This is a genomic window from Desulfotalea psychrophila LSv54, assembly GCF_000025945.1.
In the GTDB taxonomy this organism is placed as follows: Bacteria; Desulfobacterota; Desulfobulbia; order Desulfobulbales; family Desulfocapsaceae; genus Desulfotalea; species Desulfotalea psychrophila.
The window spans coordinates 2,297,799-2,319,104 of record NC_006138.1 but is presented as its reverse complement, the minus strand read 5'-3'; the positions used below and the strand labels follow the sequence as shown (position 1 = coordinate 2,319,104).

General features: G+C 41.4%; 22 protein-coding genes and 4 pseudogenes. 13 read left to right on the top strand and 13 right to left on the bottom strand.

All coding sequences use genetic code 11. The features are described from left to right. Nucleotides 1-34 precede the first annotated feature (34 nt). A pseudogene (locus tag DP_RS19220) lies at nt 35-190 on the top strand (IS1/IS1595 family N-terminal zinc-binding domain-containing protein); the annotation flags it as partial. A 187-nt stretch (nt 191-377) separates the two neighbouring features. Beyond that, on the top strand, nt 378-1,160 hold the full coding sequence (locus tag DP_RS10445) for an SEL1-like repeat protein (RefSeq protein WP_162096652.1): 783 nt from the start codon (nt 378-380) through the stop codon (nt 1,158-1,160). 284 nt (nt 1,161-1,444) lie between these two features. Here DP_RS10445 and DP_RS19215 read toward each other — a convergent pair. The 9 genes and pseudogenes from DP_RS19215 to DP_RS16950 all read right to left on the bottom strand — a co-directional run bounded on the left by DP_RS19215 (nt 1,445) and on the right by DP_RS16950 (nt 10,745). Continuing rightward, nucleotides 1,445-1,846: pseudogene (locus DP_RS19215) on the bottom strand (type II toxin-antitoxin system death-on-curing family toxin). Next, nucleotides 1,846-2,016 carry a hypothetical protein gene (locus DP_RS10430; protein WP_041278675.1) on the bottom strand — a complete coding sequence of 57 codons (171 nt, stop codon included), beginning with the start codon at nt 2,014-2,016 and terminating at the stop codon, nt 1,846-1,848. The pseudogene DP_RS19215 and the gene DP_RS10430 overlap by 1 nt, the downstream one beginning before the upstream one ends. Before the next feature lie 199 nt (nt 2,017-2,215). Next, nucleotides 2,216-3,793 carry a restriction endonuclease gene (locus DP_RS18355; protein WP_011189276.1) on the bottom strand — a complete coding sequence of 526 codons (1,578 nt, stop codon included), beginning with the start codon at nt 3,791-3,793 and terminating at the stop codon, nt 2,216-2,218. A 428-nt stretch (nt 3,794-4,221) separates the two neighbouring features. Beyond that, nucleotides 4,222-4,458, bottom strand: a pseudogene (locus DP_RS19210) (hypothetical protein); the annotation flags it as partial. Between the two features lie 28 nt (nt 4,459-4,486). Then, a complete protein-coding gene (locus tag DP_RS10420; RefSeq protein ID WP_011189275.1) occupies nt 4,487-5,569 on the bottom strand; it encodes a DNA cytosine methyltransferase in 1,083 nt (360 codons plus the stop codon). Between the two features lie 670 nt (nt 5,570-6,239). Beyond that, nucleotides 6,240-6,923: an HNH endonuclease gene (locus tag DP_RS10415; RefSeq protein WP_049785076.1), complete on the bottom strand. Its 684-nt coding sequence runs from the start codon at nt 6,921-6,923 to the stop codon at nt 6,240-6,242. Between the two features lie 268 nt (nt 6,924-7,191). After that, a complete protein-coding gene (locus DP_RS17460) occupies nt 7,192-8,163 on the bottom strand; it encodes a restriction endonuclease PLD domain-containing protein (protein ID WP_011189273.1) in 972 nt (323 codons plus the stop codon). Nucleotides 8,164-8,890: 727 nt separating this feature from the next. After that, the gene (locus tag DP_RS10405) at nt 8,891-10,009 is read right to left on the bottom strand and encodes a PDDEXK-like family protein (protein WP_041277892.1); all 1,119 of its coding nucleotides are present in this window, start codon (nt 10,007-10,009) and stop codon (nt 8,891-8,893) included. Nucleotides 10,010-10,034: 25 nt separating this feature from the next. Next, nucleotides 10,035-10,745: a LexA family protein gene (locus DP_RS16950; RefSeq protein WP_011189271.1), complete on the bottom strand. Its 711-nt coding sequence runs from the start codon at nt 10,743-10,745 to the stop codon at nt 10,035-10,037. A gap of 124 nt (nt 10,746-10,869) precedes the next feature. On the opposite strand from DP_RS16950, the gene DP_RS18200 reads away from it, so the two are divergent. The 11 genes from DP_RS18200 to DP_RS10345 all read left to right on the top strand — a co-directional run bounded on the left by DP_RS18200 (nt 10,870) and on the right by DP_RS10345 (nt 17,664). Then, nucleotides 10,870-11,226, top strand: coding sequence for a hypothetical protein (locus DP_RS18200; protein WP_049785075.1), 357 nt, complete (start codon nt 10,870-10,872; stop codon nt 11,224-11,226). Beyond that, entirely contained in the window at nt 11,195-11,374 is a 180-nt protein-coding gene (locus tag DP_RS10395) for a helix-turn-helix domain-containing protein (RefSeq protein WP_049785074.1), read from the top strand. Before DP_RS18200 ends, DP_RS10395 begins: the two co-directional genes overlap by 32 nt. A gap of 27 nt (nt 11,375-11,401) precedes the next feature. Then, nucleotides 11,402-11,692, top strand: a complete 291-nt coding sequence (locus DP_RS10390) for a hypothetical protein (RefSeq protein ID WP_041277890.1) — start codon at nt 11,402-11,404, stop codon at nt 11,690-11,692. 530 nt (nt 11,693-12,222) lie between these two features. Continuing rightward, complete coding sequence (locus DP_RS10380; RefSeq protein ID WP_011189267.1) at nt 12,223-12,600, top strand: hypothetical protein; 378 nt, start codon at nt 12,223-12,225, stop codon at nt 12,598-12,600. Nucleotides 12,601-12,634: 34 nt separating this feature from the next. Further along, nucleotides 12,635-13,342, top strand: coding sequence for a hypothetical protein (locus DP_RS10375; RefSeq protein WP_011189266.1), 708 nt, complete (start codon nt 12,635-12,637; stop codon nt 13,340-13,342). Between the two features lie 52 nt (nt 13,343-13,394). Then, nucleotides 13,395-14,324, top strand: coding sequence for a conserved phage C-terminal domain-containing protein (locus DP_RS18250; protein ID WP_011189265.1), 930 nt, complete (start codon nt 13,395-13,397; stop codon nt 14,322-14,324). Next, entirely contained in the window at nt 14,324-14,845 is a 522-nt protein-coding gene (locus DP_RS10365; RefSeq protein WP_011189264.1) for a hypothetical protein, read from the top strand. Before DP_RS18250 ends, DP_RS10365 begins: the two co-directional genes overlap by 1 nt. Before the next feature lie 187 nt (nt 14,846-15,032). Next, on the top strand, nt 15,033-15,446 hold the full coding sequence (locus DP_RS10360; protein ID WP_011189263.1) for an AP2/ERF family transcription factor: 414 nt from the start codon (nt 15,033-15,035) through the stop codon (nt 15,444-15,446). A gap of 73 nt (nt 15,447-15,519) precedes the next feature. After that, a complete protein-coding gene (locus DP_RS10355) occupies nt 15,520-15,714 on the top strand; it encodes a hypothetical protein (protein WP_083819019.1) in 195 nt (64 codons plus the stop codon). A 152-nt stretch (nt 15,715-15,866) separates the two neighbouring features. Beyond that, nucleotides 15,867-16,859: an HD-GYP domain-containing protein gene (locus DP_RS10350; RefSeq protein WP_011189261.1), complete on the top strand. Its 993-nt coding sequence runs from the start codon at nt 15,867-15,869 to the stop codon at nt 16,857-16,859. A 475-nt stretch (nt 16,860-17,334) separates the two neighbouring features. After that, on the top strand, nt 17,335-17,664 hold the full coding sequence (locus DP_RS10345; protein WP_011189260.1) for a hypothetical protein: 330 nt from the start codon (nt 17,335-17,337) through the stop codon (nt 17,662-17,664). Between the two features lie 115 nt (nt 17,665-17,779). On the opposite strand, the pseudogene DP_RS19205 reads toward DP_RS10345, so the two are convergent. The 4 genes and pseudogenes from DP_RS19205 to DP_RS10325 all read right to left on the bottom strand — a co-directional run. Continuing rightward, nucleotides 17,780-17,917: pseudogene (locus DP_RS19205) on the bottom strand (IS1 family transposase); the annotation flags it as partial. A 308-nt stretch (nt 17,918-18,225) separates the two neighbouring features. Beyond that, complete coding sequence (locus DP_RS10340) at nt 18,226-19,047, bottom strand: hypothetical protein (RefSeq protein ID WP_011189259.1); 822 nt, start codon at nt 19,045-19,047, stop codon at nt 18,226-18,228. A 363-nt stretch (nt 19,048-19,410) separates the two neighbouring features. Then, on the bottom strand, nt 19,411-20,058 hold the full coding sequence (locus DP_RS10330) for a hypothetical protein (protein WP_011189258.1): 648 nt from the start codon (nt 20,056-20,058) through the stop codon (nt 19,411-19,413). Between the two features lie 79 nt (nt 20,059-20,137). After that, nucleotides 20,138-21,265 (bottom strand): DNA integrity scanning protein DisA nucleotide-binding domain protein, encoded by a 1,128-nt coding sequence (locus DP_RS10325; protein ID WP_011189257.1) that lies wholly within the window; start codon nt 21,263-21,265, stop codon nt 20,138-20,140. Nucleotides 21,266-21,306: the final 41 nt, after the last annotated feature.

Genomic DNA, 21,306 nt, shown 5'->3' with positions numbered 1-21,306 from the left:
CTGATATGGTTACAATAAAAGTTCCTGCCGTTTTTGCGGTGGTATTGATAAGGTAAGGCGGCACGGCAAGGGCAGTAATGGAAATCAAAGATTTCGTTGTTCAGATTGCAAGCGAACCTTCCAGATAGACTACGCCTGTGAAGCCGATTCGCAACGAAAGATACAGCTCCTGCCAATGATGGCTGCTTAGTGATACTGCAAGAGTTCTTAAGGGTACCTGTGGTACACATGGGCGCCACGCTATAAGCGTCTTAAACGCAAAATAATCGGATTTTCAAAAAGCGCTAAGTTGCATGATATTGGTACTTTAATAAAGTGAAAATTTTACTAAATAACAGATTGGTATCATAACCAATTACTTAATGAAAGGCTTTAGGATGAAATATAAAATTCTTATTACTGTTTGGACGTTACTTTTTTTTGCAACATTTTGCCATGGAAGCGAAATAATGGAAAAGGCTCAACAGGGAAACGCCATAGCTCAATCTCGGTTAGGATTAATGTACTACACTGGTGAGGGTGTGTCGAAAGACTTGAAGGAAGCATTTATCTGGTTTGAAAAGAGCGCTCAGCAGGGATATTCCACAGCTCAATACAATATGGGAGATATGTATTATAATGGAAAGGGAACTACGAAAAACTTGAAGGAAGCATTTGCCTGGTTTGAAAGGAGTGCCCTGCAGGGAGCTGCTTTAGCTCAAATGCGGTTAGGATTAATGTACTACACTGGCGAGGGTACTGCGAAAGACTTGAAGGAAGCATTTATCTGGTTTGAAAGGAGTGCTCTGCAGGGGCAGGCTTTATCTCAGTTTCAACTAGGAGTAATGCACTATACTGGTAAAGGTACCCCGAAAAACTTAAAGCAATCTCTTGTTTGGCTTGAAAAGAGTGCTCTACAAGAAAATAGTAATGCTCAGTATAATTTAGGTTACATGTATTATAAGGGGCAAGGGACTGCGAAAGACTTGAAGAAAGCATTCAGCTGGTTTGAAAAGAGTGCTCTACTAGGGGATGCTGTCGCTCAATATCGGCTAGGATTAATGTATTATAAGGGCCAGGGGACTGTAAAAGATCTGAATAAGACATTTTTCTGGCTTGATAAGAGCGCCCAACAAGGGAATGCTCGTGCTCAGGCTATCATGGAAGGTCTTGAGGGGTGACCCTTGAACACTCCCGCTGGCTTTATGTAATTTTCTGGAACGGAGTGCTTTGTGGATAGGTAGACTTCCCCCTATCCCGTGTTTACTTTTAGCATGGGAAGAGAGATTATTACCCTTTATTTTTTGTGAAAACCCTAGAATAAATAAAAAATTTTATGAAAAAATTCAAAAAAAAGGCTTTGAAAAAAGATGGGGTTAAGGCTGAGTATGAACGGCTTGAATCTGTTTATGCCCTGAGAAAGAAACTCATAAAGCTTCGAAAAAACGAGCAGTAGATTTGAATGTTATATTGAGGTTGGATTTTCTTTTATGTGCTGTGCATAGAGTAAATCAGCAAAATCATCTGCACTAATTTTTTTGATGACTAAATCTCTCACTGCATCGGCAAGCAATTCGTTATCTGCTGTGAGCTCAAAATCGTTGAGCGATTAGTATTCTAAGGCAACGGCTAAGCCTGTACGCTTGTTGGCATCAGGGAGGGCGTGGGCAACAGCTACACATGCAGTATATGTTGCTGCTATTTCAAAGACATCATCGAGACCAGAGTAGACAATTGCATTGTCAATACGAGCCAAAGCGCCTTGAAGTTTAGGGATGTCAATAGAGCCTTTCATGCCTGGCTCATGCTCTAATATGTAGTTGTTTATTTCTATGACCCTTTCAAAAGGAAATCTAATTATATTCATTACATATCAGCCAGTTTTTTGAAAGTTTTTTTGTGTGTTCTTAAAACTAATTTCGTCTCTGATTTGACGATTTGTTTACCCCCACCCCCTGATAAATTAAGGCTTTTCAGTGCCTTGATCTTGGGTCGTACAACGGCTTTGACTCCGTATATTTCTATTTTTTTATTAATCATAAATCCCTCAAAATTTGTTCATAATATTGACTATAATAACTGCATAAGCAGTGATCAGCAAGTAGAACGGCCTTGGAATATCCATACCTATCCCCGTTAGGCGATTACTCATCATCCTCTACTTCTATATAATCGTAAACTGCATTGAGATCAATCATTGACCACTTAATCCCTCAGAAGGAGAGACTAAGAAAAATCACTCCGCATATTTGGCAAAATATTCTTGATCGATATCGTAGACAACCCTCTGAGTGAGGCCGAGTTGTACCTTCTGGAACATCTCTACCAGTTTTTCGCCATCGACGAGTTCTATGGTGGCAGCACCGTCTCGGTTTGCTTCCTTAAGAGCTGCCTGAGTAAATGTTGAGGTGGTGATGATGATACCCTTTTCAGCACGGCCCAACATGGAGTTACGAAGATCGGCCACCTGGACTCGGCCAACATTATTACCCTCCTGATAGCGCTTACACTGAAAGATCACCTTGAAGCTAACAAAGGGGTTCAGCGCCAGGACACCATAGCCATCTATACCTTCATCTGCTGAACCACCTGTGATTTCAACTTTCTCAAAACCTGATTCTCGCAACAGCTCTCTGGTAACCTTTTCAAAACCTGTGGGGGAGATGGAACGTAGCACGGTAAGAAGATCATTTTCCGGTTGGGGGAAGTTCTCTATCTCTTCCGCCTCGGGATGCTCTGCAGATGGCCGCTGTTTTCGTCTTTCCTGATGGATAGCCTTCCACTTTCGAGTAAGAGCCGCGGCTTCATCTACGCTGAGGTGTGCCCCCTGCCCCTTTTCAGTCAGTTTCCAGGTACCATGGATGGACGAGTCGAGGAACCCTGCCCATACCAGATATTGCCGGGCCCAACAGACCTGATTGTGGAATTTCTGTGTACCACTCTTGAAGCTTGCATCGAGGATGGTATCGGGTAATTTGAGGTTCTCGGCTATTTTCGCAGAGACCTCCCTGGGCCTGCCAGAGTCACCCAGGTCCCGCAGGGCATTTAATAGGGGGCCGAACCACTGAATAAATCCTGTATGTTTTTTAGCAGTCATGATGTTTGTTTTATTGGTGGATGGTGAGAGAACGTCTGAAGAGGGTTTCTCTATTTTATTCTCGTCCAATACGGTCTTTAGCCGTTGCCAGTCGGCGGATGCCCTATCGACTCCACCCTTATTTCTATTGTTTTTACCCAACTGCCCCGGATGGGATTGACAGCAAAGAGTGGCACCCCGATATTGAAAACTTGAATCGATGGCCTCTGCCACATTATTGGTATCCCCCATACCGCAGGCCCTACGCATGACGTTAAAGGTATTTTTGCCAAAGCAGATAACCAGCTGTGGCTGAATAATTTCCACCATGGGTAGGGTAAAATCTTTGGCGGCGCGAGTAAGATCTTTAATGGAGATAAGTGCGTTCATAGCACCAGGCTTGATATAGGGAAACAGATTGGTCGTATAAGTATCCTGCAGGGAGAGGCCAAAATGGTTCTGGAGCAGGGTCATTAAGCTAATATTAGTTTTTGCCGTGCTATCATAGCCAAGGCTCAAATCTTCCACACAAATGTCACCTGTAAAAGCATCGGATGAGCACCAGTCTTGCAAAACGGCCATGACCCTGGCATCAACATTATGGGCGGATTTACTGTAGGGGGAGACATAATCACACTCCCAAACACCACCATTGTAGTCACCGATAGAGGTGTAACCGTCGTACCTAGTGGTCTGTCTCTTTTTCGCCAGGGCGAGGAGGGCTTGTTCTTTTGTCATCCTATGCAGAAGACCTTTTTTGAAGGTTTCTAGCTGGAAATTTTCTTTCGAAATAGACTTTATTTCTTATCTAGATTAAAGAAAAATGGGCCATTTTTTACCCTATTAGAAAAAACAACTGATATCACTAACCATGCTAGTAACAATAAGGAAAACATCCGGTAAGCTGTCCATACCCATTGTCAAGGTGCCAAGGGTCGAGCATACTATTTGACAAAACTAACAAATCTACATTTCAGCCACAACAAAAAATTAGAGAATGCCTATTGTGAATGTTTTTTAGCTTTAGACACAGGTTAAATATAGTGCCTGTTACAAAGACTAGGCAACAGTGTGATCGCTCCCTGGTCAAGGTGCAGGGACGGTGGGGAAATCAATGTCAGCTCATTAAGCTGAGTTGCCAAAGAAGTAATTTGTTATAAGATAATCTATTCTAGCAGAATTTTTCCTTTATTCGTAGAAACAGCCTTTCTGTCTTCCTGTTGTGCCGTACAGCTCATAACCTTTCCATCGTCTGCAAGAAGAGTGACGGTAAGCTGATACTCTGGCAAAACCCTTTCTGTTCTCGCCTTTTTTCTGTTTGAAAGATAAGCTTGGTTTGATTTTCTATGGCGGCCGTTAACAACGCTATGCCCCCAGTTCAAGCCACTTTGGCACGGCCAGGCTCTATTGGGGGCTAAAAAACTTTTTTGTCTATGAAAAACGCATTAGCACATTGCTTGGAACATTATTGTAATCTTTCCCCGCAAAACTCTTAAGTATTGCATTTAAAATCACAGCTACCCCTTGAGGTGGAACTGCCATACCTATTTGTTTCCGGGCACTTTCTTTATTTCCACAAAATCGATAGTTGTCAGGGAATGTTTGCAACCTCGCTCTTTCTCTGTTTGTTAAAGCCCTTGGCTCTTCCCAGTGATACATATGGGTTCCACCGCCTCCACTGCCCGTGACTGTGTAAGCTGGTTTGTTTGGGTTAAGTCTTTTGTAAATATTACTAAGTCTTGCTCCTTTGACATTTAACCTAAGATGCTCAGGAATATCTTCAGACCAAGCATTGTCGCCAGGTCTTATGTAATTTAAGCGTTCAACAACCTGCTGAGACTGCCTTGTTCTTTCTTGATTTGGCGCGTCCTCAGGAATTGGGGGACATGTTAAAGCTTCCCCAGAAGATTTATATTGATTAGGAGTTGTGGGGGCAGGCACCTTAAATTCTGTATTTAGATCTTTCCTGATTCCAACAATAATTATTCGGTGGCGTGCTTGAGGTACACCATACTCTTCAAATTTGTATAGGTGAGGAGTGATGTTGTATCCAGCATCTTCCATCTCACGCAGGATAAGTTTAAAAGCTTTTCCTCCATTGGCATGAGATAAGCCACTAACATTTTCTGCAACAAACCATTGTGGTTGATGTGTTTGAAGGTACTTAACACCATATTTATAAAGAGGACCAAATTGTCCATTTAGCCCTTTTGTCTCACCAACACTGCTAAAGTCATTGCAAGGAAAACCAAACGCCAACGCTTGCCGAGGACGCAAGGCCTCTATATCTAACTCTCGGACATCTTGACAAACTACAGTGTCAAGATCAAGCTCGTTAGAGTTATGGATATTAAGAGCGTAAGTTCGACAGGTGGCTTCATCATAATCAGTTGCCCAGCTGGGGGCAATTGAGAAAGACTCATTGTTTCTGTTATTGTACACTACACCAGCTAGTTGTGCCCCCAGGGCAATTCCTCCAGGGCCGCAAAACAGTTCCGCAAGTTCAAATTTCATTATTTATTCTTTGTATGCTTATCTATCTGTGATGAAAGTCTCTTTAAAAGGTGCTTTCAGTATTGGTGAAAAAAAATTTCTGCTCTTGACGCAGAAGCTTCTTTTTAATCGTTTTCGCAATAGGTTGCTAGATCAATCTGTAACTGAAGTGGTACTTGTGTTGATAACAACCTGCAATTAGGCCAAAAAGTTATTGATTCTCTTGCCATATCTTTTACACACAATAAAACTGAATAAAAAGGTAACAATGTAAAGCCCTTACGCTCATATGTGGCTGTTTCTAAAGAATAAGAGCAAGACCTCTTTCGTTGCCGTAAAACTGACAAGGTTTTTTATTGTTATGTATAAATAGAAGTTACGAACATAGCTTGGTGATTTTCTTTGTAGCACCTAGAGAATATTGAGGAAATTTCGACAAGGCAGGGGGCAGAGTATTAAAATATGAGGTTCGATGACGTTTTCCGTGGAGAATTAATTGATTGAAATTTAGTACATTACGATATCATCGGGACAGCATGCTCTTAATCTGGAGGGTGGATACCTACAAAATGATGATGTAACAACATTACAAAAAGGTGACTTGAGAGAATGGAAAGCAGGTCGTGATGCCAATCTGTTGTTCAGCTACTTCGCATATAAGTTTTATGTCTGCAACAACTTGTTATACGTATTACGCGCCGGTCACTTGAAGCCTGGTGATCTTCGCCCGTAGCTCCTCTGCCAGTTCTTTTTTGCCCATACCATAGTGCAGTTCGCTGTGACAATTGGGGCAGAGTGCTACTGCATTGTTTATTGTATCTTCACCATGATCTGCTAAATGCTGGACGTGATGAACTTCTAAAAATGGTGACCCGTCTTCTCGCAAAAATGGTGCTGATGACTCGCAACATTCACAGTGGCCTGCCGCTTCAGCGAGAACCCATGCAACAACTTCCGGATCTCGGACAAATCGTGTGCCCGAAGACAGAAATGACGCTGGCTTTTTATTGCCCTTTGGAGGTAAAGATGGAGGTCTTTTTCTGAGTTTTTCTACTGCCGCATTAAAGTAAGCGATTGCAACTAGATGTTGTCCTTCACTCTTGGCAATTAGGTCTTCGAGCATCTGAATCACATTGACACCGACATTCCGGGCTGGTTTTAGCCCCGACACCCACTGACGACCTTGAAGCGAGTAGACGTAAGAGATGTTTTGCATGCGGTACTCGTATGACTTCACGGTGCGACCGAATGTATTGGCGAGGGTCTCGTAGTAGGCTTTTTTTACAAAAGGCTTGCCTCTAGCTTCGAGGCTATGCATTTCGACATATGCATCAACAGAGGCACGCAACTCTTCTTCGCTCCAGTTCTTTTTCAAGTTTCTCTTCAATAGGTATTGATATTGCAATTGAATGTGGTGACAACGACTAGTTTTAAGAAATGGTCATTATGCCAATTTGTTGTTTTAGAAAAACTCTCTTTCTGTAAAAATACCGGTCACTCAATGCTATCACAAAACCGACAAGGTATTTTTGCTGTAGCTATATCAAAACATTAAAAAGAATACACTATACTATTACTTCAACGTTTTGGCATCATGACCCATGATTTACGCAATAAAACTCGGGAAAGTTGTCCATTCACAGCTAAACTGAAAAATCCATATAATATGTTTCGTCATCAATTTTATAAAAGGTAATATCGCTACGACCGTATGATGTCAAATCGTTTTTTGTAACCAAAACACCGGAAGTTAATCCAAGTCTATTCCTAAAATATTTCCCAATTAAACTGTTGTTGTGGGGACTATGTATTGCTTTCCCATTCTCTTGGGCACGAGTACACATTATTGTTTCTCCATCGTCTGTTAAAACTGTAAATTGAATTGTCTTCTCCGGGAAAAAATCTGTCCGGTAAACGGTAGAAGGTAATCTTATATAGGCTTGGTTTGGCGCTCTGTGTTGTTCTGGGCGTTGTCCCCAGTTTAATCCAGAACGTGGCGGCAAAGTGCCATTATTTGCAAGTAATGAGATTGTTATTTTAGGTAACCCCTTTATATGGTCAGGTGTTGTTTCCTCAAACGCTCCTTGCTCCACAAGTTGTAGCTTCTTTTTCGAGTAATTTTCATTGTATAACTGTATTGAGTTTTCAACATTATTGTGTGTGCAACATATGGTGTCAGAGAGTAAATTTTGGAAATAGTCGTAAGCGATGTTAGGATCACATGAGGCTACTGCTTCACGCTGTTTGGAAAAAAAAGCATTTTGAGTATAATTGGCAGAACCAGCAAAACCAAATACAGGTTTATTATCTTTTGTCCAAACATAAACTTTTGAATGAATAGCAGGTGATGCCATCACATAAGAGCATTCGAATTTACCAGCAAAATCATCTTCAACAAGTTTTTTAAAACCGTTGTGATTACTAATCGACAGGCCATCATTAGGGCACATACCTACTATTAAATCTACCTTTATGTCATGCCCTTGTTTATTTACATGCCTGATATGGCGAAACGCCATTGCCGCAGTTGCATATCCAGATATGACATGTAAATGGTCAGCACCTTGTGTAGCTGGAGCAAGTAAAACGCTATCATATAAATCAGTTGAAAACATATTTCATCCTTTGTTGATTTGTAATTCAGTTGTTTTTCATACCACACAGCTATTGGTCGTTACGCCAATTTGTTGTTTAGTAAAATGCTCTCTCTATAAAAGTACCGCTGACATATAGCCTAGCACTTTTCGACAACCTGATCTTTTTGCGAATAGGCCGCTTCAGTGTTTTGGTGTAGTGCCCGTGAAACAGTTGTTTGTTGCTTGAAAATTTTACCCCAATGATTCTATGTCATCATAGTGCGAGTGGAAAACAAACGAATCTGTTTACCAACATTACAACCTACACACCTATATTTATCCCTTACAAAGGATTGAAATTACTTTTTTCTGATCTACACTTATTCTTTGCTTTAAGCAATGATTAAAGAACATTAAGTGCATAAATGGAGAAAATTTCCACCATGAAATATCAGCATATCATGAAACATGATATCAACCATTGCTTAGCATGTAGAGGTGCAAAAGCACGGTTACTTTTTTTAAATCAAATAATTTAAATTTTTGAGTTATTACAGATAATACCGCTCTGTTTTACTGGCTGGATAAGCTTTTGCTAGTGCTCATCTTAAAATGGTATATCGTTTGTAGGTTGAAAGACGCTCTTTGGAGAGATTTTCTGTGGCTAAAACAAAGCCGCAGAAGGCGTTGCTACTATATCAAGAGCTCTGTCTTTTATGCGAGATACCTTGCTGTTTATCTCACCACGGCCAAGGGTCTAATCGAGCTAAGGCTTCATTGAAATATAGTTTTGAACAACACTGTTGAGCTTTTGCAGATCTGCCATGCTTGGGGTGTTGGTCTTACTATCGAGGTAGATTTGGGCAAAAAAGATAGCAGAGGGGTTACCTCTTCTAGGGAGAAGTTTTTCGATAAAGCTAAGCCCTGCAACATCAATTTCGTCGTGCATCTTATCACGTTGCGTCTTGATGTATGTCAGTTTTGTGGGCAAGTCAGCCTTGGGAATATAAATACCCAGTCTTAGGAAGTAACCACCAGCTAATTTCTCAATGCGACATTTCAGGATGTCCTGACCCTGGCAGGGGACAAATTTTGTCCAGGATCTGCCTCTGCTGTTACCCACCTGGAGGTAGCACTTGTTGTTATAGTGGGTTCTGGTTCGGCTGTTTGCTGTGGATGTATAAAGGGGGGCGTTGGTGGTAAAGTAAGAGTGAAAGATGATTTGGAGAAGAAAAGACTGGCCGACATGATCACTTAAGGTGAAATCAGCAAGGGTAGTGGCACTTCTTTGGTTATCGATGAAGTTGTATTTATTCTCCACGCAGGCCGCCATGTCTCGAACAAAATCACTGCCTATAGCACGATGGGGAGAGAATATTGCCCAGAGATCTTGCCAGTTGATCTTTTTGAAAGCACCTTTGGAGACAACTATTCCCTTAATGTCTTTGTAGCACAGGGGATCTGCAAAATCGTAGCCTGATTTGAGGTAAATTTCAGCAATATCTCCGGTGATATGGCCTTTTGTCTCCTTGTTCTTTATCTCATCGTGGTATTGCACGAGTTGGTCTTTTTTTGTCTCGTTTGCCTGCACCTTATTTTCGATGAAGAGATGTATGGGGTCTTCTCCGTATCTCGTAAACTTTGCATAGATATCTATTCTGCAATTTGGGTTCAGTGGATACTCTGTTGCAACCTCAAGAGCCTTTATATCGGCCACGGCAAGAGTGGGGATACTGACTTTTGTCAGGCAGTGGTTGGTGAAATCCAGGGCGGCCTGTTTAATCGCTGGGGTGGAGGTATATTTGGGATTGAGATTTTCTAAGAGCCAGGCATAGAAGGCGGAGGTGGAGAGCTCGCTAGTTGCAAAGGTGAATATATTAGGCATACTATTCCTTCTGAACAAAAATATTTTATCCGATCGAATAATTTTTAATCTTCTGCACCACGCAACCGCAGATTTTGAAGTTTGTATCCGTCACATTTTTATCTCCATACTTGTCATTGAGGGAGACCAGGTAAAGGTCACCTCCGTCTCGTTCAAACCTTTTCAGGGTTGCCTCGCTGCCCGAAGATTGGCCGTCTAGTTGAGCTATGACAAAACGCCCCGTTTCAGGCGCAATTTCCGGATCGACGATGATAATATCACCCGGACAAAATTCTGGTTCCATCGATTGGCACATGACCTTAAGGGCAAAGGCTGTTTTGCCGGCCTTACAGATCACCGTAATCCACTCATTTATTGTCGCGGATAGAGTATTTTTTAAGGTAGTACTCCATTCAGCCGCTTCTGTCCATGAAAGAAGGGGTATTTTTTTTATACTTTTATGAGTTATTCCAAGGTTTTTAACCCTTTTTTTAAGTATTTTAGTGGAGATTAATTCTGTAGGATTTTTTCCTGCAAGAATTTGCTCTCCAGCTGCTAGGAAATCTTCATAGCTCATTTCAAAATAGAGGGCGAGCAGTCTTCTTTGCTCTTCTGAGCCCTTCTTTTTCGCTTTTTTAAGTTCTGTTAAATACCCACTTGATATTCCTGTACTTTTTGCACAAAGGCTACTTGCACCGTATCCCTTTTTAGATAAGCAATAAACAAGCGCTGCAGAGAAGGTTGTTTGCTTAAGCATAATTATGTACTCCTTTGTTTTATAATATTAGCCAATAGCTAAAAAAACAAGGAAATATTAAAGACTTGGCCTTTTTTTCAAAACGACATTGACATGCCATCAGCTAAAAACGTATGCTCTTAGCATGAAAACGGTCAAACAGAGGCAAATAGCGAATTATCTGGGGATTTCCGAGGTTTTTATTCATGAAATAAAAATGGGCAAGAAAAAATTCTCCAGGGCAAAGGCTAACTCTCTCGCTGAGCTGACAAAAGTACCTTTTGAACTTTTGATGCTCGCCGAGGGAGGGACAATCTATAAGAGACTTGTTGAGTCCTATCTGGAGCAAAAACAAAAAAGTTTGGGCGAAGATGACAGGTTGAATATAAGCACCGAGAAGGAGGAGAGGGGAGGCCAGGCAAATGAAGGAAGATGTGCTGCGAGAGATAATCAGAGAGGAGCTGTCAAGGGTGGCTCCTATACAGGAACTGCTCACCATTGATGAGGTGAGTAATATTCTAAAAATTTCTGCCGGAACGCTTCGTAATTGGCGTAGCCTGGGGCATGGTCCCAGCTATATAAAAGTTGGTGGTGCTGTTCGTTACGAGAAAACAGCCATTATCCAATTTACACAATCAAACATTTTTTAAAATGGAGCAAAGGTGTCTACGGGGAGCATGGTTGTTGACCTGTATTTAGTTTGTTGTGCCATGTTGGCACTATTTTTATTCTATGGATTGGCAGATTTTCTGGTCACTTTTTCAAGAAAACCAGAGGAGGAAAACATTTATGAGAGTTGCATGCGTTGGTGGCGGCAAAGAGCCGGAAGGCATCATTGCTGGCTTCTGCGCAAGCTTGTCCGCCGAGTTGCCGGAGCCAGGATGCTGGTAGGCAAAAAAAATCCCCTGTCGATGCGCAAACATCAACAAGGGAAAATTACAGTGCGAAAAGAAAAACACCATAACTGAACATATAGGAATATAATGAAAACGATCGATTTAGTCAAGAGGTGTACGTCTCCCACATCTATCACTCCGCAAGGGGATGACCCTGCTGTCCTGCCTAGATATGATAGTAGAAGGATCTCATCCGATGAATTCCCAGAGGGCTATCGTTCCGCCATAATCCTTCTTCCTTTAGGTGAAGGGCTCCATCCCGCACCTCTCCCCGAACAGATATTAGACTCACAAAAATCCCAAGCGCAGGCGTCGCCTCATCTTGCTGGCGCCAGCCTCTTTTTTCTACCATCAAAACAAATTGTTTTGCTGTTTCTATTAATCGCTCCTCTTTAGCCCCAATGACCTTTAATCCATGGGTTCATTGAAAAGAAAGCAAGGGTGCAGCGCCTACCCAAGTGACACCAAGGGAACGCCTTGGTTCGACAGGGACAAAAAGTATGGCGGTCGGAGTTTTTGTGCCTACTGCCAAGACGTTCGCTGTCGGGGCTGCCCTCACTGGAGTGGAAAATTGGTAAGTTTATATTTCGAGGAGAAAAAAGATGGACATAAAACTCAGTGAAATTGGCAAGGGAAGTTTAGAGGCAAAGTTTCAACGTTCTTTAGCGCGGTTGATAAAAAATATTCATGATGTCAATACCGATGCCGGTGCCAAGCGAGAGATCAATATAAAGATCGTCGTCAAACCCAATAAAGAGGACCGCGAGATAGCTGAGATGGTTACCTCCTGCAGTGAAAAGCTCGTTCCGGCAAAACCTCTTGCCTCACTTTTTTATTCTGGTGTTGACCTGGCCTCGGGCGAGGTTGCAGCAAGAGAGAAGGTTATGGAACAGCCAAATCTCTTTAGTGAGGCGGGGAGTAGCTCCCCGGGCGACAAAATCAGGAGCTTTGAGGATTTCAAAAAGCAGGCCAAGGCTTAATCTCAACAAATTTACCATAACCGAGGAACTCGAGATGATTGATAGAACGTTTATAGAAAAAATTGAAGAGATGAGCAAACCCAATTTTCGTGAAGAAAGTGGGGTGGTCCTTAGTAATAAACGCCTGCATAGACTGGCAAGACCACTGGCAATGGGACTCGAAGTGCACAGTTTGCAGGCCATAGCCGACTATGCAAACAACCTTACCGAGGAAGGAGTGGCTTTTGTGGTGAACGTGCTCTCGCCGAGCAAGGTGGTTCTTTTGAGTGGGCTGGATCCTGATCACCGAGACCGGGAGACTTTTTTGGAGTCCAGCTGTGCCTATGATCCTTTTGTTTTTGGCCGGTACTATGATGTGGAAGAGTTTATCGTTTCCCTGCAGGCACAGTTTGTCCAGGACGAAGTGATCGGCGCCATCTTAAAGATGGTGGGAAATATGGTCACCAGATCCGATGTAGGGCTCTATGACGATGGAGTGACTCAGATTGCCGAGGTAAAAACCGGCCTGGCCAATGTGGAAAAAGTAGCTTTGCCCAACCCTGTCTCCATTGCTCCCTATAGAACCTTTCCAGAATTAGAACAGCCCTGCAGTAACTTTGTTCTGCGTCTCACCAAAGATCATAGTTGTGCATTGTTTGAGGCCGATGGTGGTGCCTGGAAGATTGAGGCGATCGAGAAGATAGCCGATTTTTTTCGCACATCAATAATCTGTGCTGATATTGCGATTCTGCATAGCCTGTAAAGACAGGGCCGGCAGCAGAATGTGTCCCCTCTTATAGACATGAAGGTATGCCATGGCTGTTAAATATAGAAAGGTCGACCCCAGGGTGTGGGACGACGAGGTCTTTTACCAGCTCAAACCAGAGGAAAAGCTGATCGCTCTTTACTGTTTCACCTCGGCGCAGGTTAACAGAGTGGGAATCTTTAGATTCTCCGTAGCCCTTGCCGCCGAAGATCTTGGTATGAAGCAGCAGAGGTTTCAGCGAGGTTTCCTCGTTGTGCTGGAGAGGTTTGCCTGGGAGTACGACAGAGGCGCCAGAGTTCTCTATCTCCCCACCTGGTGGAAGTACAACCATCCGGAAAATGAGAATGTGCTCAAGGGCAATCTGTCGGATCTTCACGATGTACCCCTGACGGATCTGTTGGGTAGGTTCTTAAATAATCTACGGTATCTGTCGGGGAAGGTTCAAGAGACCTTTGTTGCGGGTTGCAAAGAATTACAGGAGAGGTTTCAGGATGGTTGGGCAGAAGGTCTGGAGATGGTTGATACTGACCCTGCGGAAACCATCCCCCAAACCTTTGGGGAACCATTGGGTAAACCCTTGCCAATACAGGAGCAGGAACAGGAGCAGGAACAAGAACAGGAAAAAAATATTGTCGTGACAGCGGTGGTTGTATCGTCTGCGTCCGAGAGAATTCCTTTTACGAAGATTATTTCCTACCTCAACGCTGCTACTGATAAGGATTTCAAGAACTCCACCAAGGCAACCACCTCGGTAATACGGGCTCGCTGGCAGGAAGGCTTTCGCTTCGATGATTTTAAGCAGGTGATCGATAACAAGACTGAGGAGTGGGGGAGTGATGAGAAAATGTGCGAGTATCTGAGGCCCCTCACTCTCTTTGGCACCAAGTTTGAAAGTTATTTGCAGGCAGTCAGATCACGGGACGCTCCCGGAAAAGTTTTTGTCCCCGCCAGTTCAGGAGTTGACTGTGAGGTGAGCTGATGAATGGCCCCTTAGCTATTATCGGCCGAGAGAATATCAAAAATTTTATCTGCGCCTATCGAGCTGCTCAGAATGGACGATCCGTAGATAAGGAACTGGGAAAGGGAGGGACTGTCTGGTTTGCAAAACTTCTGACAGAGCTTCAGGAAAACGGTTTTTCCGTGGGCAGAATTGACGCCTCGGGAGAGATTGTCTGGTCGAAAGTGCAAAAGAGCAAATTACATTTGTTACTTGAGGAAGGACTTGGTCGCGATATTCCCGTGGTAATAAAAAAGGGTCCGACACGGGAGATGGATGAGCAGCTGGGAGCGGTGAATTCAGCGGTGATCTCCATGCAACTTGCAGGAGTGCTGAGCTCTCAACAATCGGCAGAATATATGGCCCGGATAGCCAGCTCTATCGCGCGAGGAGATATGGCCAATTTTGAAGTAGAAAAGAACAAATTACGGAAGCTTTACCGTGAAAATACCGAGAGGATCCAGGGTTCTTCATTTAAAGATATTTTACCAGGAAATGGTTGAGAATTGGGGCTGAGAGTCACGGGCTGACTGGCTCTCTCGCCCTAGCCTTTTCTCCAGATAGGATAAAAAAAGTTATAGTTCTAGCATTTTATTTCTGTTAAACAATATTAATGAATCATGTAAATAGTTGGGCATCGGCAAAGGGAACTGACATATAATCAACGACTTTATCCTGAAGAAGAGGGCGATGAGCATGAAGATTAAGGGCATCAGCAGAGTGGCTCAGGAATCAAAGAATACATACGGCTGGTATGTAAGAATCACATTTCAGGGGCGTATGCATAGCAAGTTTTTTTCAGATAAAAAAAATGGAGGGAATGAATCAGCACTTCAGGCTGCGACGGCATGGCGTAACCAGAAGGAAAAAGAAATTGGCAAACCCAGAACGGACCAGATGATGTTCAGCAAAAGCCGTGGAGGAACCGGTGTTATAGGGGTGCTGCTCAATGAAAAACGGGAACGTTATGAGGCCACCTGGGTGACGCCCGAGGGAAAGCGGGGCAAAACCTCCGTTTCGATTAAAAAGCATGGGAAGAAAAATGCCTTCAATCGGGCCTGCCTGATACGGCAGGAGAAGGAGGCGTTGCGCTTGGGGCTATAGTTTATTTCTGGGTGGTTTGTTTCGGGGCGATGCGGAAAGCAGATACACCAGGATGATATCACAGGGTGGCAGGATGAAAAAGAGAGGCACAATACTGGTGGGCATGGATGAGATCAGCAGCCATGCGGGCAGAAACAAAGAGACTATTCGGCAGGCCATAGCAAGCCGTGGTTTCCCGGCGGTGAAGGTGCGTGGCCGGTGGGAGTCCAACACCCTGCTTATTGAGGATTGGCAACGAAAACAGATTGTTGCTGGTTGTGGATCGTAGATAAAAATTGCTATTTTTCAAAATTCATGGTGTGATTTGTTAATGAGAGGGATAGTGTAGAGTCTATTATCTGGCTGAACTTTTATGGACACTATTTTTATCCTTTGAAGTAGGTGCAATCTTTACTCAACTTATTGGAATAAGGAGTCAGCTTGAATAATATTATAATCCTCTCATTAGTGCTTATTGCTTTGGGTGCCCTGGTGATGTTAGTGAGTATTGTTAAGTATGTTTTAACAATTCAAGGTATTGAGGCTCTGTTAGAGGATAGAAAAAAAACCATATATCGCCTACACAAAATACATTTGTCTTTAATGTGTTTTTTCTTTATCGGTTACCTGGCTGTTTTGATTTGTTTTGTTTTTAATATACATGTGGTTGGAATTTTATTTACTGCGGTTGTATTTTTTTTCGGCGCTATATTTGTATTTATAGGAATATTACTACAGGCATATATGCTTGTCTCCATTAAAAAGAGGCATGAAAAAATTATTAGTAAAAACATTCAACTCACTCAGGTTGAAAATGTCACCATTTTTGCTTTAGCATATGAGGCTGAAATGAGGGACGAGGAGACGGGTAAACATCTGGAAAGAACTTCTCAGTACGTTAAGGCATTGGCGGAAGAACTTTCTCGCTCCCCCAGGTATAACTCACAGTTGACACATGCTTATATAGAAAACCTTGTTACAGTAGCTCCTGTTCATGATATTGGCAAGGTTGGTATTCCTGACCATATTTTAAGAAAACCGGGGAAGCTCACCGACGAAGAATTTAAAATAATCAAGAAACATTGCGAGCTTGGCGCCGAGATTCTTAGGGCAGCGGAAGAGAAGCTTGAATTTGAATCTTTTTTTACAATAGCCATTGAGATTGTAATGTCCCATCATGAAAGATGGGATGGTGGAGGCTATCCTCAAGGCCTGCTGGGAGAAGAAATACCCCTGTCTGCAAGGATTATGTCGCTTGCGGATGTCTATGATGCGCTACGGAGTAAACGCTGTTACAAGGAAGCTATTTCCCATGAAGAGTCCTGTCGAATATTAAAAGCGGAGAGGGGAAAACAGTTTGCTCCTGATATTATTGATGCCTTTATGAGGGTTGAAAAAAAGTTTTCACAAATTTCAAATACAATGGCAGATTGAGTAATAATGGACTGCTGGAGTGCATACACTGCTTGTTGAGTAGAAGAAGCAGAGTGTGGTTGGTTGTGTCGGCATTGATTTACTAACCTGTGTTCAACAGTAATAGTTGGGTGTTTAAAATACTTCCTTAGCCGGAATTGAACTCCGTATGCCATTTTTTAGGTCACGATTTAAGTATTTATCTGATTTTAATTCAGGTGAGTACGCTGGCAAATAGAAAATTTTTAATCAATCCTAATTTTTCATGACCGATGATAAATTTACTCTATCAACAAAGACAATGTCTCCCCTTTTTCTAAGGGGGAAAACTCTCTTTCTTTTTATCCTCACAAACGAAAATTAATGTCAATCAAGACAAATAATTGACTCTATATAGCCATTTTTCTTACAAAGAAACAGCCTCAACAACCTTGACCTTCTGCTTTTTTCCCTATTTTATTAAATAGGTGATAATAAAATTCCAGAGGGATAAAGGATGAAAAAAATATACAGAATCATCAATCATAGCCATCAAAATGCCGTTCTTATAACAAAAAAAGATGCACAATCAAATCTCTGGCAGGTGAGCCTCGCAACCAAATGGAAACCCACAGAAGATAACTCAGCATTACCGGAAAAACGATACCACACCTATGACCCCGACAAAACCATGGCGCTATTGGGTAACAACGATCCCAAACATAGTGAAGAGGCTCAGGCCATAATCTCTTTTTTGTTGGCAAAAAATTTCATTGAGTATACGGGAGTTGGCGATGACTCTTCACCTCAAGAGCAGTACGAAAAAGATGGCCTTTACCAAAAGTAGGTTGATGATCCCCCAACGTGGCTCCCATGTGCACCACTCAGCCAACCTTAATAACTCTTGTAGTATCACGAAGCAGCCATCATTGCCAGGACTGTATCTTTCATTTCGAATCGGTTTCATAGGCGTAGGCTAGCTGGAAGGTTCGCTTGCAATCTGAACACCGAAATCTTTGATTTCCATTACTGCCCTTGCCGTGCCGCCTTACCTCATCAGTGCTACCACAAAACCGACAAGGTACTTTTACTGTAGCCATATCATAACCTTAAAAAAATCACACGCTACCATGTCTTCAACGTTTTGGCATCACGACCTAATTTCGTAGCTGATTCCCAATTTAAAAATACAGTAATACCTACCAAAATAAACCATATAGTGGTTATGCATATACCTGTAATATGTTTCTGCATTTATACCTTTTAACAGCTAACGTTAAGCTAAAGGGCGGCAAGTGAATTACCCCGAAACTGATTTAGTATTTATAAGTTTTGATTCAACTTTGAGTTTGGCAAACAGCATAGCCTCTTGCCGCCCCTCTTGAGCGACTTGTTCGATGTATATTGCCTACTCATTAGTTTCATTTTTGCCAAAAGAATATTTCTTTGCAGCTACTCTAGCCTTTGTATTTATGTAATTACATGGGACCTGTAATCCAAAATAAATTAACCTTGCTTTAAGCCCATCATCAATATCATACATGTTGTGGAAAGTTTCTAGTTCGCCAGTGTTTAAATACTCAATATTTTTACACTTAATAGTTTGAAAGCCATCTGAAGTATGCAAGTGAACATATAAATCATCATGCTCAAAAATGTTACCGTTACTTAGAATAATTGAAAAATTACCAGATGCAGGAATTTCGTTTCCAAGCTTGTTTGTGTAAACCCTGTCACTTATAGAAAAGCCAGGCCCACTTAAATTAACAGAGTGAGCGGTACTTTCTGTTACTAGATAAAATCTTTTATTGTAAATATTTATTTCGTGAAGCGTAACAGGATAATTTTTACAGTTGGCAAAGGTAAATGAAAAAGAACATTTTTGGGAGGAAAAATTCTCAGTTACTTTTACTAACTTAATTTTAATAGCGTCTCGTTCACTGCGCAGAAAGGCGATAAGAGGAATTAAAATACCGAGAATTGCAGCAAGTCCTGCAAAGACATCAACAATGGGCTTAATACTTTCAAAAAATGATATTATTTCTAGTTTATTATAGAAATTGTGAATGTTGTGTTTAAAGCTTTTTAAAAACAACGTAATGTTGCATTCACCAATGAACACTACAAAATTATTAACTTTATCCAAACAGGAGAGAACTGTTTGGTTACCGACAATAAAGAGCAATAAGGTTGCTAACAAAAGACTTAATAGTAATTCAATTATGTACATTTATATTTTCTGTTGTGTGCAAATTTAATGCTGCAATTGTTTACCCACCGAACGACCCGAGATGAGCCGCGAGGTTATTTTTATAATTTGGGCGCCGCACAGCAGGTCCTGAATTGAAAATGGTCGCAGTCGGTTTCATTGGTTTGATAACCGGAGCGCTTGACGATCCGGTTGGCAATCTGAGGGAACTTAACCTCGGGTCGATAAATTGGAGCGTCGTAGCGGTCCGATTTATCGTTGAGTTAAGGGGCTGCGGGGCCTTTAGTATTTACTTTTTTGATTTAGATTTCTTTTTGGTCTAACTCGGAACTTTTAAACGCCGAGCCTCACGCAGTCCCTTTTTAACACCTTGTTATGAAATTATTATATATATCTATCAACGACTTCAGCTATTTGACCTAAATTTAGCATTTGGCCTTTATATTTATAGTGTTGAGCGGAAACAGGGCATTGACTTAAGTCTTTGTTTTCTAGATATATTAGTACCTTCCATACATTTTTAAGAACAGTTATAACCTCATACCTACCTATACTTATTGGGACAACAGTAAATTGCAGTTTTTTAGTTTGCTTCAAATCTAGATCAACGTAATTTGAATACTTCCAGTCACCCGTGCTTTTTCTGATTTCTTCTGAGAGGCCAATTTCTTCTTCATTTCTATCTAAGTATAGTTCCCACAGGTGATTGTGAGTGATAGTGTCACGTAATACAAAAAGTTCACCTACTTCATCAAGCATAGGGAAATCTTCGTATAGATTGGCCAAATATTTTCCTACGGGCATTCTGTTGATTTCGTTCTCACTGGCTTCATTGATATATCTTACTCTCATTACGTAAGACTCAAGAAGTGCGATGCTTAAAAGGCAAATTGATGCTGAATATCCATTGATATAATAGCCAGAACCCAACGGCCCGACTTTAGGTTGGTCGTAATTTTCCAACTTTTCAAGGAGGGTACAAATTGGCTCGACGTATGAGCCTCCGATTATAGTAACAATTTGATCGATCATGGTTTTAATTCATAACGTTAAGTTAACCAGCGAGCTTCAGCGAGTCCGAGTGAGCATAGCGAACGGGTTAAACGCCTGGTTAGATAGTTTTTATTAATCTTGAGTTTATTGTAAAGCACTTTGCGGAATGAATTTCTGTACCACAAATATCACATCTTTCATTTTCCCATTCTCGCCAACCAGAGACAGTTAATACACTTACATAAAAGGTTTTCCCGCACTTACTGCAAGTTATATTAAAGTTATCTTCATAGGACATCGCATCATTTTCTTCTGCAATTTCATGAATAATTTTATTTTGTTCAAAAGGATCAATGGAACTTAAATTGGCAATATTTTTCCCCTCAGAAAAAACTGAAACAGGACCGTCCTCTGAGACTGTAATAACAATGGATTTTGAATTATCGAAAGAGAATCTAGCTGCTGAGTTATGTCTGGTTCCCTTGTCTTTAATTTGGATAAAGGATTTACTGTCATCAGAAAAACTTAAGTGTGCTTTGCCACCGATTATCTTGCCACTTGAATTTATGACAATTGCTCCATCATTATTTCTAAGGTATTGTTTTAATATTTCCTGATGATTTTCATTGTTAAAATCAAGACTTATCGAGTCCGGCAGGGTTGCATAGGTAGAAGTAAAGTCGTCCTTAAGCCAATATATTATTGTGGCACCAATTTTATTGGTAGAAAGATTGTGGAATGAGTAAGTCAGCAATTTTCTGACGAGATCTGCGTCAACAGCACTATAGTGTTTTTTTATTTCAACTATTTGAGCGTCAACTTTTTCCAGTACTTTCCAAACTCTATTTTCGCAAATATAAATTGTATTATTAAAATATATTTTGAGAGTATTCCCTTGTCTGTTGATGATACAAGTTTGCTTATTATTACATAGTTCAAGAAGATCTATGTTATTCATTTCTCTTTGGAAAACTACAGTTTTTAACTCATTGCTTCCATTAGAGGAAAATCCAAAGGTTCTTTTTCCATCACAATAAGAATCTTTAAAATCATCTACTAATTCATGCGGAGAAGTTGGTGTATTATTAGAAAGAATTATCCCCCAGTAAGGCTCTTTGTTCTCGTGAGGTGCTAAATAAATTGCTTTGGTTACAGTTTCAATTAAATCTGGATAGAGGGGTAGTATTTCTTTACTAGGGAAATTTACCAACTCAAGTTCTTGGCGAATCAAATCAACTTGTGACATTTGTTATTGCAACCTATTTTATTTGGTAAATTTAACGCCTA